Raw genomic sequence first — 16,330 nt, 5'->3', positions numbered from 1 at the left:
CTTAGTTTTAAAATTATTCAGCCAAATTGATTTCCAGTTTTTTAGGCGGCGTTATTTTTTCCTGTAAATATTGGAAAATCACGAATAATACAGGAATTACCACCAATCCTAAAAATGTACCTATCAATAAACCTACAGCTGCACCTGTTGCAATCGAGCGGTTTCCTACCGCACCAATTCCTGTTGCGAAAATCAGAGGCAATAAACCAAAAATAAACGCAAATGAAGTCATTAAAATCGGTCTTAATCTCGCTTTTGCTGCATTGATGGCAGACATGACTAAGGTTTCGCCGTGATGACGTCTTTGCACTGCAAATTCTACAATTAGAATGGCATTTTTCGCCAATAAACCTACCAACATGATTAGGGCAATTTGGAAATAAATATTGTTTTCTAAGCCTGCTAATTTTTGACCTAAAAACGCACCCATCACTCCTAATGGAAGGGAAATAATCACAATTAGCGGTAAGATATAACTTTCATATTGCGCTGCTAAAATGAAATACACAAATACCAAACTCAAGAGGAATATCAACAGCGTTTGAGAGCCAGAAGCTAATTCTTCTCTTGACAAACCTGTAAATTCTACTTCGTAGTTTTGGTTGAGTGCACCATCTGCCACTTCCTGTACTGCTCTAATTGCGTCTCCGGTACTGTAACCCGGCGCATTAGAACCTGTAATTTTCACGGAAGTGAATAAGTTGTAACGGCTTACGGATTGCGGACCATAGGTTTTTTGTAAGGTTACAAACTGAGAAATCGGCGCCATTACTCCAGATTTGGTTTTTACGTATAAGGCATTTAAACTTTCAGGAGATTTTCTGGCATCTGGTAACGCTTGCACCATCACTCTAAACTGTTTTCCATATTTGGTAAAATCTGCTGCATAAATTCCACCGATGTAACCTTGCATGGTATTCAAAATATCCGTTACCGAAACGCCAGATTGCTCTGCAACGGGAACATTAATCGACATTTGATACTGAGGATACTTGGTATTAAAAGAAGTCTGTGCAAATTCTATTTCAGGTCTTTCTATGAGTTTCCCGATGAATTCTTGCGTCACTTTGTCTAAATCTGCATAATCACCCCCTGATTTATCCAGTAAAACCGCTTCAAAACCTGCACTGCTTCCAAAACCTGGAACAGAAGGTGGTTGGAAAAACACTACTTTAGCATCTGGAACCGTAGCTGCCATTCCGAAGAGTTTTTTGGTAATGTTTTCTATTTTTTCGTCGTCACTGGTTCTTTCTTCAAAAGGTTTTAGTCTGATGAACGCCAAACCATTATTGCTTCCGTTTCCTGATAAGAAACCTCTTCCTGTAGAAATGGTCACGTTTTTCACTCCCGGAATTTGTAAGGCTTTTTGTTGAATCGCTTTCAAAGCGTTATACGTTCTTTCCATAGAAGCTCCTGCAGGAAGTTGAACATCTGTAAAGATGATTCCGCGGTCTTCATTCGGAACGAAACCTTTTTTCATGGAAGCATTTGCCCACCATAAAATTCCCATGGTAATGGCAAAAATAATAACGGTCACTTTCTTGTGTCTGATCAGATATACAAAAGCTCTTCCATAACGGTCTGTAGATGCTTTGAAGCCTGCATTAAATCTGTGGAAGAATTTTCCCATGGTGGTTTTTTCTTCGTATTCTTTATCGTGATGTTGAGGTTTTAAAAATAATGAACACAACACTGGACTCAATGTTAATGCGTTGATTGCTGAGATTAAAATCGCCACGATTAAGGTAATCCCGAACTGTTTATAGAACACACCAGTAGGTCCTTCAATAAAAGTTACCGGAATGAAAACGGCAGCCATTACCAAAGTAATAGAGATAATCGCTCCTGTAATTTCGTGCATGGCCTCAATCGTAGCTTTTTTGGCATCGCTAATGCCGTGTTCCATTTTGGCGTGTACTGCTTCTACTACTACGATGGCGTCATCTACCACAATACCAATCGCCAAAACCAAAGCAAAAAGCGTCAATAAATTCAATGAATATCCTAGAAGATTCAAAAAGAAAAACGCTCCAATAATCGATACGGGAACTGCAATTGCCGGAATCAATGTAGAACGGAAATCTTGCAAGAAAATAAATACTACGATGAATACCAAGATAAACGCTTCAATTAAAGTATGGACTACTTTTTCGATAGAGGCATCCAGAAACTCATTGGTGTCAAAGTTTACGGTATAGTGAATCCCTTCTGGGAAGTCGTTTTCAGCGGTTTTTAGGTAAGCTTTGATATCGTTGATAATATCTTGTGCATTAGAACCCGGCGTTTGGAAAATCCCCATACTTATGGCTGGAGAATTTCCGTTTTCCCCTCTTCCTGTATAAGATTGTGCGGCCAATTCTACTTTAGCCACATCTTTCAGCATTAGGTTTTGTCCGTTTCCAAAAGATTTAATGATGATGTTATCATACTGTTCTTTGCTGTTGTATTTCCCAACGTATTTGATGACGTATTCAAAAGAACTACCACTGTTTTGTCCGATAGAACCTGCAGCAGCTTCTCTACTCTGTTCGTTTATCGCTGCGGTAACATCTGTAGGGTTCAGTCCATAAGCAGCTAGTTTATTTGGGTCTAGCCAAATTCTCATGGAATAATTTTTTCCACCCATTACATTGGCATCTCCTACTCCATTAATCCTTTTGATGTTTGGAATAACATTGATATTCAAATAATTTTGAAGATAAACATCATCTATTTTTTTATTTTCTGAGTAAAAAGAGAGGTACATTAGCGCACTGGTCTGTTGTTTCTGCGTTACCACTCCAGAACGCGTTACTTCGCTTGGCAAAAGCGGTGTAGCTCTGGCTACTCTGTTCTGCACGTTTACGGCAGCAATATCTGGGTTTACTCCTTGTTTAAAAAATATCTGAATGTTCGCCGAACCGTCATTTCCCGCAGAAGAAGTGATATAGCTCATTCCTTCTACCCCGTTGATTTGTTCTTCTAACGGCACTACTACACTTTTCATCACCGTTTCTGCATTGGCTCCTGTATAATTTGCCGATACGCTTACCGTAGGCGGTGCGATATCTGGATATTGAGTTACGGGTAAAGCCATCAATCCCAGCACCCCTAAAATAACGATGAGAATAGAAATTACGGTTGATAAAACCGGTCTGTTGATGAAATTCTTTATCATTAGAAAAGCGGTTTTATAGATTGTACAATGCTATCAAATTTTGCAGGTTTTGGAATAATTGCCGTTCCTGGTTTTAGTCCGCCAATTCCTGCAGCTACTACTTTGTCACCTTTGTTTACGCCAGATTTAATGATGACCATGTTATTAATTCTGTCCTGTACTTCAATCACTGTATTTTTAGCGGTATCTTTTTCTACTTTGAATAGGTAAACCATACCTTGCTGTTCATAGGTAGCACTTTCTGGAACCACTAAAGTATTGTCATAGAATTTAGGAAATCTGATGGCTCCACTGTTTCCGTTGGTGAGTAATTTAGAAGGATTAGGGAAACCTACTCTGAATTGAATGGTTCCTGTGGCTGGGTCAATCTGACCTGTTACCACTTCTATTCTTCCTTTTTCTGGATAGAGACTTCCGTTGGCTAATTCCAGTTCTACGTTGGGTAGATTTTTGATTTTCTCAGGAACTGTAGCTCCGTAAGATTTTTCTAAAAAATCTAAATATTCTTTTTCATTCATGGAGAAATATGCATATACAGAACGGGTATCTGAAATGGTAGTGAGCGGTGTAGCATCCGAAGGGCCAACTAAACTTCCAACTTTCAATGGCAGTTTTCCTACAATTCCTGAAATAGGCGCTCTGATGATGGAATAATTGATATTCGCCTGTACTGACTTATAGTTAGCAGATGCTTGTTGCTGAGAAGCCACTGCTTGTGACAGTTGCGCTTGTGCTCTGGCTAAATTTGCTAAAGCCGTCTGCAATTGTACATTGCTGATGATATTTTTTTCCACCAAAGGTTTTAATTTATTTACTTCTACTTGCGCTGCATTTACAGCTGCTCTCGCCGCAGAAACATTGGCTTGTGCCGCCGTAATTCCAGATTTTGCAGCATCTGCATTTTCGCTTAGCATGTTGGTTTCTAGTCTGAACAGCGGTTGACCAGCGGTTACATATTGGCCTTCATCTACTAAAACCTGAGTAATATATCCTTGAATTTTTGCACGAACATCATTATTTACTACTCCTTTTATCGCAGCAGGATAGACATCATATCCTGTTACGTTTCTGGTTTCTACACTGATTACGGGATAAGGTTTTGGACCGTCTTTTTTCTCTTCTTGTTTTTTACAAGAAATGACTGATAGAATTGATAAGATGAGGAGTAAAAAAATATTTTTCATATGATTCAATTTTTTCATAATTTATAATTTGTCTAATGTTTCCTGAATATTGGCAATGTTTTTTTCTAAAAGGGATTTATAAAGTGAGTATCGTTTTTCGTACTCGGTATTATTGACCTGAGTTCTTCTAAACTCACTTAATTGGTCTAAAATTTTTATCTCTCGTTTCATTCGAGTCACAATTTCTTCAAATCTGATGTTGATAAAGCTTTCGTTGATGAGAAAATATCTCTTTCTTTCATCGATTTTATTGAGTGATTTGATGAGTTCTGCATTGAGCAAAAAATTAATGCTCGAAGAGATAGAACTTTTGCTCGCACAGAAAGTTTCTACCAATTCATCAAAGCATAATCCTTTACGCTCAAAATCAAAAGCAAGGTATGCGTAAATTTTAGCAGAAAGTGGTGGCATATCAAAGAGTTGACCATAGAAATCTACTAATTCTTGATATACTTGAGGTTCTATTTGTAGACTATTTTTCATTTAGAAATGAATTGAGGCGCTAATTTACCAATTAGTTCGGAACTAAACGAACTAAAATAGATAGATTTTATCAATTTTTTTTAGTGAGGAGGTGATGAAGTTATATAGTTATGAGTTATGAGTTATGAATTATGAGTTATGAATTGATGAATTGATGAAACTAGATACGAGGTTCGGGGTTCTGAGTGCGGGGTTCATTTGAGAATTTGAGGATGAATGACGAAGTAATGAAGTTATATAGTTATGAGGGATGAGGTGATGGGTTATGAAGTATAGGTTTTATCGCAGAGTTCACAGAGATAGGGTGAAATGATTGTGTTTTTGAGCGCACTGAGGAACATCGGAGATGTTCTTGCAAGTGCACAGGTTTTTCAGTTTATGTATGTAGAAAAGAACATATTCTATTATAAAGAGATTCTTCACTTTGCTGCGCTTCGTTCAGAATGACAGAGTTCTGGTTTGTAGTCACGGATTAGAAAATCGCGCCATCAGGATGAGGTGCGAGATGCGGCGTGCGAGGTGCGAGTATTTCTATCACAAAGTTCACGGAGAATCGGTGAAATGATTGTGTTTTTGAGCGCACTGAGGAACATCGGAGATGTTGTGGGAAGTGCACTAGTTTTTCAGTTTATGCATGTAGAAAAGGACACTATCCCTTATAAAGAGATTCTTCACTTTGCTACGCTTCGTTCAGAATGACAGAGTTCTGATTTGTATTCACGGATTAGCAATCCATGCTATCGATGTTTATTTATTCTGATTTTTCTAACCATTTTACTGCACTCCCTAATATATCCTCATTTTCTTCAATCCATATATCTGGATTAATTCCATCGGTATATTTTTTTTTATTTTTATCCATTGAATAACTCACCGCTAAAAGAAGAGTTGCCCCGTTACTCAGTTTATACATTGCATTAGCTGTTGTGTATCCAGCAGTTTTATTACCAAATGTTTTTGAATTTTCTCTACCTAGAAGAGATATTGCTGTCATTTCACCACTACTTGCCGTTTTGTCACTTATTAAAACTGCAATTTTTTTGCTTAAATCCTTGCATTTATAATTATTTGTCATTCTCTTAACTCCAATTGGCTTTATTGATTTTGAATACCAATTTGTAATGGTTTTATTACTTGCAAAGAATCCTACAATTCCATCTTGAATTAAAGGATTGAGTCCTGCAATCATTGGCCACATATTACCTCCCTCATTTTCTCTTACATCTATAATCCAACCTGAAATCTGGTTTTGATCCAAATTTTGAATTTCTTCTCTTAGAGTAGTAGCATATTTTAAATTTTCCTCTGGATTCATTGATAAATGAGACGGTAAAATTAATAGACCTATATTTCCATTTATTAATTTAGAGGTAGGGTATGAAATTGAATCTTTTTTTGAATAATAGGTCTCAGTCTCAATTTTGTCTTGATAAATAGAATGATTATCACCATAGCTTCTTAGTTTTCTGATGATCTTATAAATTATAAAATTTGCTTGGGATAAATCTGCGTTATCTACCTCGTTTTCAATTTCATGGGTAAATTCAGGCCAGTCAATAGAATCTCTGACCATTGATTTTCTTTTAATAATGTCTAAGATTTCACTTGTCACTTTTTTGAATTCTTTTTTATCATTAAATTGACCAAATGCAAATGATGAAGTAATCACAAAAAAGAAAATTGGTATTAGTTTCATTTCAGGAGGTTATTAAAATTTAAGAATTGGGTTATGAGTTATGAGATGAAGGAAGTCACGGATTAAAAATCCGCGCGATCGTGGTTAATTTTTATTTAACTTTTTTAAAAAGTCTTTTGTAATTATATTGTTATGCTTTAATGATGGTAAACCTACACTTTTACGATTTTTATTTACTTGAATTGTATCAGAAATTCCATCTATTCCAATATAAGAACCATAGAGTATTTTGTCTTTTAAAACTTGTAAATGATAACGGTCTACCATCGTTGAATATTCACGTGGAGTACAATCCCCCATTTCTAAATATCTTTTTAATTTTTTTTTTAAAATAAGGATAATCTTGCGAAGCCGACATGTGACTAAAAAAGGTACTCATTGGTAAAAAGACATCATCATTCCCAAAAACACCCACTTTTTGTAAAGAAGGATATCCATAATTATCAAATATCCACTTCATAAGGTTCGCATTTTTTAAATCATTTCTAGCACTTATATTTACATCTAAACGTTTTCCTTCTTGATCACGTATAAAAAGAGTTGTAATAGAATCCATTAATACTTTTTCTCTTGACCTCACCCATAAATCTGTTTCATTGGCTGCTTCTAAACTGTCTATTCCATATTTTTTAACAAGGGTAAATGCTCTTGATAAGCGTTTCTATAAGGTGCAATTAAAGTAATAAACTTGTACAGATTTTTTTTACCTCCGAAATTTTTTTGATACTTATCACTCAAATAAATATAATTTTCAAATTCTTCTATTCTCTCTTGATTTTTAGGTTGAAACTCTTTGAATAATTTTCTGATTTTTTTTATTGCTAATTTAGGTCTTTGAGCAATTCTGTAGATGCTATCAATCTCATTTACTTTATTATAATAAGTAATGTAGTTGGTCTCCCTTGTCTTGCAAGAGATAATGATAAAAGAAAGAAGTATTAGAATTAGAAAATAATTGAAATATGATTTCATATTTAGAAGTGCTTGGGTTATTTAGTTTCTAACAAATTTATACAAAATAAATGAAATATGTGAGGGAAAGTCACGGATTAGAAATCTACGCCATCAGGAGAAATTGTAAAATTGTAAAGTCGTGAAGATGTGATTTTGAAATATTTTGCCTTTTGAAGAGATCCTTCACTACGCTGTGCTTCGTTCAGAATGACAAGGTTATATATTTTACTCATGATTAGAAATCTGTTTCAATGGGAGAATTGTTTTTGAATCGCAAAGATTTTTTTCTTTGAATTGCTTTTTTAAGTGAGCTAAGTTGGCGAAATTCATTCGCTATGAAGCGGCGGGGAAATTGATGTGGGATGTGGTGATGAGATGATGATGTGATGAAAGTCACGGATTAAAATTTGAGAAATCGGGGTTCCTACGGAATGATAAAGTGGCTTTGACAAGCTCAGCCAACGGAATTTGACAGGCTCAGATACCGGACTTCGACTATTCTCAGTCGCCGGGATTGTTGTCTTTTTTCTTTTTGGTTTTGGATTTGATGGGTTTTTCTTCTTGAAAAGAGATGACTTTTCCTTTGCTGTCGATAACTTTTTTGGTGAGTTGGGTTACCATTTCTATGAGTTCTTCTTTGAATTTTTGTGCCTCGTATTCGCCTTTTTCAATTTTTCTGAGTTTTTGTTCCCACTCTCCTGTTAGTTCGGCACTTTTTAACAATTCATCTTCTATGGTATCAATTAAATCAATACCCGTTTGAGTCGCGAAAAGATTTTTCCTTTTCTTTTCGATGTATTTTCTTTTAAAAAGTGTTTCTATGATGTTTGCTCTGGTAGAAGGTCTACCGATGCCGTTATTTTTCAAAAGTTCACGCAGTTCTTCGTCTTCCACTTGTCTTCCAGCGGTTTCCATGGCTCTTAGCAATGTAGCTTCTGTATATGGTTTTGGCGGAGAAGTTCTTCCCTGATGCACGAAAGGTTCGTGTTCGCCTTTTTCGCCCACTGTAAATTCGGGAATAAGTTGTTCTTCATTTTTTTCTTCTTTTTCAGCCGTTTCTTTTTGGTCTTTGGCATAGACGATGCGCCAACCTGGCTCGAGAATTTGTTTTCCCGACGCTTTGAAATTGATGGTTCCTACCAGACCTTCTACCAAAGTATTGGAAATTTTACATTCTGGATAAAAAACCGCTATAAAACGCTTTGCCACCAAATCATAGACTAATTTTTCTTCTCTGGTCAAATTGGAGGTTGGCGGAATTTCCGTTGGAATAATCGCATGATGGTCTGTGACTTTGGCATCATCAAAAACGGCTTTTGACATTGGAATTGGCGCTTCTAAAAGAGGAGCCGTTAAGTCTGAATAAAAATTCATGCTTCTGAGAATTCCAGAAATTTTTGGATATAAGTTCTCCGAAAGGTAGGTAGTATCTACTCTAGGATAAGTGGTGTGTTTTTTCTCGTAGAGGCTTTGGATATAATTGAGTGTGCTTTCTGCAGAAAATCCATATTTTTTATTGGCTTCTACCTGAAGTCCCGTTAAGTCGAACAATCGTGGATTTTTCTCTTTTCCTTCTTTGATTTCAAAAGCAATGATTTCAAAAAGATTTTGCTTCAGGTATTCTAAACCTTTTTCTGCTCTTTCTGCAGATTGTAAACGGTCAATTGCCGCTGTGAAAAACACTTCTCGGTATTTGGTTTTGAGTTCCCAATAGTCTTTTTGCACGAAGGCGTCTATTTCTTTTTGGCGTTTCACGAGCATTGCCAAAGTAGGTGTTTGCACTCTCCCAATGGATAAAACGGCTTTGTTACCACCAAATTTTTTGGTGAATAAACGGGTGGCATTAATTCCTAAAAGCCAATCTCCTATTGCTCTGGCGTTTCCTGCTAAGTAGAGATTTTTGTAATCTTCGGCAGATTTTAATTTTTCAAAACCTTCTTTTATGGCATCTTCCGTCAAAGAAGAAATCCAGAGTCTTTTTACAGGTTTATCACATTTGGCTTTTTGTAAAACCCATCGCTGAATGAGTTCTCCTTCTTGACCAGCATCCCCACAATTGATGACCTCCTCACATTCTTTGACCAAAGATTCTATAACTTTGAACTGTCTTTCTACTCCGGTATTGTTGATTAATTTAATTCCGAAATTTTTAGGAATTATGGGCAGTAAGAAGAGATTCCACGCTTTGTATTCGGGTGCGTAATCGTGAGGCTCTTTCAAGGTACACAGATGTCCGAAAGTCCACGTTACGCAGTAACCATTGCCTTCCATATAGCCACTTTTAGGAGTGGTAGCTCCCAAAACTTTAGCGATATCTCTTGCTACACTTGGTTTTTCTGCAATACAAAGTTTCATGGTTGAATTCTAAAAGGGCTGCAAAAATGCATTTTTTTTATTTTAAAAAAGAATTAAATTTATAAAATTATGCTTGATAAAAACGTTTGTCTTTAATTAAGACGGTTTTTTAAAAATTCTTTCTATCCCAATTCATTTCCGTTTTTCTAAATTTTTGGAAATAATGTATCAAATTTATGGGTGATTAATTGAGTATAATGGGTTTTCATTTCATCAGAAAGAAAACTTTGGTTAATAAAATCTTTCCATTTTGGTAAAACTTTATTAAAACGAGTGTAAATAGCCTGCAAAGACTTCTCATTAATATTTAAGGAATTGGCTAATTTATTAAAATCCTTTAATCCTATTCTATTTTTCTTACCGTTAATGGTTAATGCAGATTCTTCATTATCATCAGGAATGACAAGTACTGTACTTAACAAATCATAAGCTGGAGAAAACTCATACTCTCCCAAAGCATTTTCAATCAGTGAATAGTTTTTCAAATGCATATCTGCATTTCCTATGAGAAAACTAAAAAGTACCAATTCAAACAAACGTTGAGATTCAAAACCTTTATTTTCAGTGAATTGACAAACTAATTTTCCTATTTTTTCTACAGAGCCTCTGTACTTGTGTTCTGTAAGATTTTCGCTTAACTGACAAAAATCTTCTACCGCTATTTTCTTTCCTTTGTTTCTGTCAAATCTTTTGGTAATATAGCCTAACTCGCCAGATTTTAGCCTAATAAGAGAATGTTTTGCTACTTTTATTTTCACCAATTCCGCTAAATGCATTGTTAAATCCTCATTTTCTGGCAATTCGGCAAACTGTTGAGATTGAGGCTTGAAAATATAATCCCCATGCAATCCTACTATCGTTAAACGAGGAATTTCTTTTAATTTTTTTTCCAGTTCCAAAGAAAGTTTTGGCTGAACACCAGTAACCGCTATACTTTTTATCACCAATTTTTTGGCGATTTCTTCAGTTTCTTTTAGATTAAAATCGAGAATAGGTGAAACGTTTGTCCCAAACATTTTTTTGGAACATGCTTGGTGAAAATCTATTTCATTTCCTTCTAAAGGCTGATAACAATACAAACAATTCTTCATTTTAGTTTTCATTTGGAATGATAGAAATACAACCTATACAATCTCTGCACATAGAAAGTAGTAAACCGAAACGATCTCTCGGATTAATTTTCCAGTTGTCTATTGCGATATTCAATAACCATCCTTCAGGAATCAAACCATCAAAAAAAGGAAACAAAATCTTACTTTGAAAAGCAGCCTTTTGTAAAGGCAAAGTTAAACTTACAGGTTTGGAATTTGAGTTTTCAAGATATTGACTTTCATACACAAAAAAATACCCCTCTTCATTTTCAGTGAGAAGTCCTGCCAATTGATATTGATAAAAAACTTGCGCCTGTCTCATTATTCAGATTTTTTAATGACCCCCATTTCACTTCCGAACAATGCCAAGACTTGATTCACTTTATCTAAGCGAACCGTCTGTTTCCCTTGTTCTAACTCCCTAATAAAACGTAACCCAACCCCTGCTCTTTCGGCAAGTTCTGGCTGAGTAAGTTTTAATTGTTTGCGTTTTTCCTTAACAAAAAGTGAAAGTTTACTTTCCATTTTATACCCTTTAAGGTACAAATATAGTAATAATTTCTAAAAATATACCTTTACGGGTATAAAAATAGATTTAATTATACAGATTATACCTTTTCGGGTGTAATATTTGTTTTAAAACCAAAAAACACTTACAAAATTGCAAGTGTTTTAACGTTTATTTGTGGAGAATATGGGACTCGAACCCACCACCTTTAGACTGCCAGTCTAACGCTCTAGCCAGATGAGCTAATTCCCCATAAAAAAGAAAACTTAGTTTTCTTTTTCTGCCAAATAATGGTCTATAATTTCAAAAGCTTTTTGTTCGTCTTGAATGTTTACCTCTAGTTTTAAAGCTGTAGCAGTAGGTGTAGCCAATAAATTATTAAGGTATTTATTGCTTACTGAACAAGCGATTCCTGCATCTTCTAATTTCTTTTTCACGATTTGTATTTGAACCATTTCATCTGCTTCAAATACCAAAACTCTTGGTAATTCTGCTCCCATATTTCTAATTTTAACACAAATTTATAAAAATTACTGATTTAATCGATACTTCTCTTGATATGTTTTGTAAAGTTCTTTCTGCTGATTGTCTAGATTAATTTTTCTACCCTCTATGAAGGCTTCTGTCACATTATTGGTCAATTGATCCAGTGCATCGCCCTCTGAAATGAAGAGTGTCGCACTTTTTCCTACTTCTAAAGTTCCGTAGTTTTTATCAATTCCCAACATTTTGGCTAGGTTAATGGTAATGCTTTGTAAGGCTTTCTCTTTTTCTACACCATACGCAACGGTAGTTCCAGCCAAAAACGGAAGATTTCTAGAATTTTGGTATTCCATATCTCCACTGTAATCTAACCCGTAGAGAATGCCTTTGTCTTGCACCAATTTTGCAAATTCATAAGGCAATCTAGGAGAATCTGAACTGTTGACTGGCAAGCTGTGAACTCTCTTGATGATAAGTGGAAAATTGCTCTTTTTGATATCATCTAAAACCCCTACTAAATTGCTTTCACCAATCAAAACTACATTTCTAAGGTTTAATTTATTGGCCCAAGCAATGACTTCCAGCGTTTCATTGGCTCCTGCTACTTCCACAAATAGTTTTCTATTTTCAAAGACTGGTTTTATGGCGTTCAGTTTATAATCTTTGACTTGCTGATTGTCATATTGCTGCGCTCTCTGAAACAGTGAAGTGAGTTCTTTAATTTTTTCTGTTCTTCTGGTTTGGAATTCTTTGTTTCTTTTTTCATCGTCAATTCTAAAAATTTCAGGCCAAGAAAGGTGCAAAACATTATCCGTAGCTACCACCGCATCTTCCCAGTTCCAAGCGTCTAGTTGCATGATGGAAGAGGTACAAGACAATGTGCCGTGTTTCAGAACTGGCTGAGTCAATAAAACGCCATTGCTTCTAATCACGGGAATAACATGAGAGTCTGTATTGAAAGAGATGAGCGAACGTACTTCTGGCGAAATATCATTGGCTTCTCTGTAATCTACTGTAGCATTGGTTGCGGAAATTTCTACCAAACCTAATGTATTGTTTACCAAAATAAAACCCGGATATACGTGTTTATTTTGGGCATTGATGACTTCTGCATTACTCGGAACACTTCCATTAATCTGGGTGATTTTCCCGTTTTCAAAAACGAGGGAAGCATTATTTAAAACCGTTCCTGTAGCGGTATGAATCGTGGCATTGGTAATGGCAATTGGAGTTTTTTGCGCTGGTGCAGGATTTGGTCTTTGTGCCAATACCATTGCCGAAACCAAAATATATAAAGTGAAAAATATTTTTTTCATGAAATTTAATTTTTAGTGTTGATGAAAATCTTCTTCTAAAGTGTCACAGTGGTACAATTTCTTTTGCTCTGTTTTTACCGACTGGGTATTTCCTTTTTTGGCATCGTCAGAGAAGAGCATTTTTTGAATAATTCTGTTTTTCTCGTTCTTCACCATTTCATCTTTTTCGGCTTGTTTTTGAGCATCAAAAATCAATTTTCCGTCTACAAAAGTTTTGTTTACTGTGGCATAAATACTCAATGGATTGTCTGTCCACAATACCAAATCAGCATCTTTACCCGCTTCTACTGTTCCTAATTTATGGTCTAGTTTCAGCATTTTGGCAGGATTAAGGGTAACGGTTTTCCAAGCTTCTTCTTGAGAAATGTTTCCGTATTTTACTAATTTTCCTGCTTCCTGATTCAGTCTTCTTGCCATTTCTGCATCATCTGAATTGATGGCTGTATTCACCCCAGATTTTAATAAAATCGCTGCATTGTAAGGAATCGCTTCTCTTACTTCCTCTTTGTAACCCCACCAATCTGAGAATGTAGAAGCATTTGCTCCGTGCGTTTTCATCTTGTCTGCCACTTTGTAGCCTTCTAAAATGTGCGTGAATGTGTTTACTTTGAAATTAAATTTATCTGCAATTTTCATAAACATGTTGATTTCGCTTTGCACATAAGAGTGACACGTGATATAGCGTTTAGATTTTAAAATTTCTAAATGCGTTTCTAGTCTTAAATCTTTTCTGTAATTTTTATTGGTTTGCTTTTCTTTTTCGTATTCTAAAGCTCTGGTGAACCAAAAGTCAAATGTTTGTTCTACTCCACCTCTCGACTGAGGAAAACGATTAGGGTTATTGCCCCAATTCGATTGTTTTACGTTTTCTCCCAAAGCAAATTTGATGAACTGAGGTGCATTTGGGAATTTCATATTTTCGGCATTTTCTCCCCAAGCAAATTTTACAATGGAAGACTGTCCGCCAATAGGATTCGCAGAACCGTGTAATTGTTGTGCCGAAGTTACACCTCCTACAATTTGTCTGTAGAAATTCACATCATCAGGATTGATGACATCGCTCATTCTCACCTCCGCAGAAGAATTGCTTCCCGCTTCATTTACGCCTCTCGAAAGTCCGATATGCGTGTGTTCATCGATAATTCCATTGGTTAAATGTAAGTTGGTTCCGTCAATTTCTTCGGCGTTTCCTTTGCTTAATTGACTTCCTACTTCTACGATTTTTCCTTTAGAAGTTTTGACATCGTAATTTTTTACAATTCCTTTTGAGGTATTGGTCCAAACCGTAGCATTTCTAATGATATAGTCTTTTTGAGTCGGTACATGTTCGCTTCCAAAAGCTGCAAAAGGATACCAAATTTTACCGATTTCTTTTGGTGTTTGTTCTTCTTTTTTGGTTTCAGCTTCATTATTTTTTACAAAGGTGATGCTGTAAGGCACTTTGTTACCTTGTTTGTTCAGGGCAAAACCATTGGTGTTTTTATAGTCTGCAAGCGGATAAAGAATTCTATAATTCTGTACAGAATCTTTTGGTAAAACCAGTTCCAGAGCCATTTTATAGTCGCTCACGTTTAGTTTTGCTTTTCCGTCTTTTTTCTCCTGACTTACTTTGGCTTCTGGCTTCAGAAGTGAACCTGCAATTTTTAAATCATAGTTTTGATTATTAATGGTGAGTTGATACACTCCTCTAATGTCTTGGTCTAATAATTTATTGACTACGAAATTTTTACCTGCCACCCAATTTTCCTGTAAAACGGCATCTTTGCTGAATAAATCTTCAGTAAATAATAAGAAATTAGCATAACTTCCCTTTCTTAAATTCCCCAAATTTGATTCAGATTTTACAATTTTTGCAGGATTTTCGGTCAAAGATTTCAGAATCGCTTCTTTAGATAACCCATTTTTATAGAGTTCTCTTATTTTTCCTAAGAATGAAGATTTGTCTTTCAACTTGTTCATCGTGAAGGCAAAGTCTACATTTTCTTTTTGAAGAAACATTGCATTATAAGGCGCTAATTCCCAATGCTTTAATTCAGCAACATTGGCATTTTCCACATCTAAAGCATCATTAATCTGATACGGTTTCGGATATTCTAAAGGCAATAAAAAGAAACCACCTGTAGATTTCATTTCTTTGGCTCTTTGGTATTCATTTCCAGAACCCATAAAAACGAATTGTTGTAGGGCTTCGTCCCCAATTTTATCCGCTCTCAACACATCCCACTTTTCAGAAGTTTCGATGATGGTTGGTAATTTTTTATATTTATTAAAAGCTTCTAAGTTTAGATTTTTTTCTACTGCATTTCCTCCTTTTTCATACCAGTCTGCATCTAAATAAAACTGCCTCAACAAGGCAATAGAACCCGCCAAAGAAGTAGGATAAGACTGTCTAGAACTGCCTTTGTCAAAAGAAAGCATTAAAGCTGCATCTTCTTTGATGATTTTTTCTGCAGGTTTTCCGTTTCCTAAATTGTACAGCACCGCAGAACCTCTCACGATTCCATCTTGGTTGAAACTTAACACCGTTCCGAAACCTTGATTTAAGTATTCTTCGTAGTCTTTTCCTTGATTGGTGAATTGATCTACAGCTCTAGAATAGGCTTTTACAGCATCATTGTACGCCGCTGCAGAAGTTGTATTCGGAAGGTAGATGCTTTTGGAATCCGCTTGTTTCGCTTCAGATTTTTCTACCCCGATATTGGTATACAAATCAATAAATGAAGGATAGACAAACTTTCCTTTTCCATCAATTACCACGGCATTTTTTGGGATTGCCACTTTACCAGATTCTACCACTTTGCCGTTCTGAATCACCAAAACAGCATCTGTAATCACTGTTTTGTAATCCTGATACAAGGTGATGTTTTTAATTGCATAAATGCTTTGATCTTTGGTAGTGGTATCATTTTGCCAATACCCTAATTGTGCTTGCATCCAACTGAAAAGAATGCAAGAAAAGAGACTCAATACTTTCTTCATATCAATAATAATGAACTATTTTTAGATTTTTTAAAAATAGGAATATTTTTTGAAATAAAAAGAGGTCAAAAAAAATCGCCCAATTTTTAAAAATTGAACGATTGTGAGAAGTATAGTAAATGTT

Annotated in this window: 14 protein-coding genes and 1 tRNA gene; all 15 read right to left on the bottom strand. The window is 35.6% G+C overall.

The genetic code is table 11. From position 1 onward, the window contains the following. Positions 1–13: 13 nt before the first annotated feature. Positions 14–3,157 (bottom strand): efflux RND transporter permease subunit, encoded by a 3,144-nt coding sequence (locus tag KKQ76_RS03370; RefSeq protein ID WP_213195821.1) that lies wholly within the window; start codon positions 3,155–3,157, stop codon positions 14–16. Then, a complete protein-coding gene (locus KKQ76_RS03365) occupies positions 3,157–4,341 on the bottom strand; it encodes an efflux RND transporter periplasmic adaptor subunit (protein WP_213195820.1) in 1,185 nt (394 codons plus the stop codon). Before KKQ76_RS03365 ends, KKQ76_RS03370 begins: the two co-directional genes overlap by 1 nt. Positions 4,342–4,362: 21 nt before the next feature. After that, positions 4,363–4,824 carry a transcriptional regulator gene (locus tag KKQ76_RS03360; RefSeq protein ID WP_213195819.1) on the bottom strand — a complete coding sequence of 154 codons (462 nt, stop codon included), beginning with the start codon at positions 4,822–4,824 and terminating at the stop codon, positions 4,363–4,365. A 751-nt stretch (positions 4,825–5,575) separates the two neighbouring features. Next, positions 5,576–6,520: a S41 family peptidase gene (locus KKQ76_RS03355; RefSeq protein WP_213195818.1), complete on the bottom strand. Its 945-nt coding sequence runs from the start codon at positions 6,518–6,520 to the stop codon at positions 5,576–5,578. Positions 6,521–6,604: 84 nt separating this feature from the next. Continuing rightward, positions 6,605–6,820, bottom strand: a complete 216-nt coding sequence (locus KKQ76_RS12705) for a hypothetical protein (RefSeq protein ID WP_246501333.1) — start codon at positions 6,818–6,820, stop codon at positions 6,605–6,607. Continuing rightward, entirely contained in the window at positions 6,798–7,076 is a 279-nt protein-coding gene (locus KKQ76_RS12700; protein ID WP_246501332.1) for a hypothetical protein, read from the bottom strand. The genes KKQ76_RS12705 and KKQ76_RS12700 overlap by 23 nt, the downstream gene beginning before the upstream one ends. Before the next feature lie 59 nt (positions 7,077–7,135). Then, the gene (locus KKQ76_RS12695; RefSeq protein ID WP_246501331.1) at positions 7,136–7,492 is read right to left on the bottom strand and encodes a hypothetical protein; all 357 of its coding nucleotides are present in this window, start codon (positions 7,490–7,492) and stop codon (positions 7,136–7,138) included. 483 nt (positions 7,493–7,975) lie between these two features. Continuing rightward, positions 7,976–9,829: a DNA topoisomerase 3 gene (locus KKQ76_RS03345; RefSeq protein WP_246501330.1), complete on the bottom strand. Its 1,854-nt coding sequence runs from the start codon at positions 9,827–9,829 to the stop codon at positions 7,976–7,978. Between the two features lie 146 nt (positions 9,830–9,975). Beyond that, entirely contained in the window at positions 9,976–10,845 is an 870-nt protein-coding gene (locus KKQ76_RS03340; protein WP_246501329.1) for a type II toxin-antitoxin system HipA family toxin, read from the bottom strand. Positions 10,846–10,921: 76 nt separating this feature from the next. Beyond that, positions 10,922–11,242, bottom strand: coding sequence for a HipA N-terminal domain-containing protein (locus KKQ76_RS03335; protein ID WP_213195817.1), 321 nt, complete (start codon positions 11,240–11,242; stop codon positions 10,922–10,924). Beyond that, positions 11,242–11,445, bottom strand: coding sequence for a helix-turn-helix transcriptional regulator (locus KKQ76_RS03330; RefSeq protein WP_213195816.1), 204 nt, complete (start codon positions 11,443–11,445; stop codon positions 11,242–11,244). The genes KKQ76_RS03335 and KKQ76_RS03330 overlap by 1 nt, the downstream gene beginning before the upstream one ends. Before the next feature lie 161 nt (positions 11,446–11,606). After that, positions 11,607–11,680 (bottom strand) — tRNA-Ala (locus tag KKQ76_RS03325). Between the two features lie 14 nt (positions 11,681–11,694). Beyond that, positions 11,695–11,928, bottom strand: a complete 234-nt coding sequence (locus tag KKQ76_RS03320) for a putative signal transducing protein (protein WP_213195815.1) — start codon at positions 11,926–11,928, stop codon at positions 11,695–11,697. A gap of 30 nt (positions 11,929–11,958) precedes the next feature. Further along, positions 11,959–13,227, bottom strand: coding sequence for an amidohydrolase family protein (locus KKQ76_RS03315; RefSeq protein ID WP_213195814.1), 1,269 nt, complete (start codon positions 13,225–13,227; stop codon positions 11,959–11,961). A 12-nt stretch (positions 13,228–13,239) separates the two neighbouring features. Continuing rightward, positions 13,240–16,206, bottom strand: coding sequence for an amidohydrolase family protein (locus tag KKQ76_RS03310; RefSeq protein ID WP_213195813.1), 2,967 nt, complete (start codon positions 16,204–16,206; stop codon positions 13,240–13,242). Positions 16,207–16,330: the final 124 nt, after the last annotated feature.

Origin of the sequence: Cloacibacterium caeni, from assembly GCF_907163105.1 — a bacterium.
GTDB lineage: Bacteria > Bacteroidota > Bacteroidia > Flavobacteriales > Weeksellaceae > Cloacibacterium > Cloacibacterium caeni_A.
The sequence above is the reverse complement of the archived record's forward strand: the minus strand, read 5'-3'. Positions and strand labels throughout refer to the sequence as shown.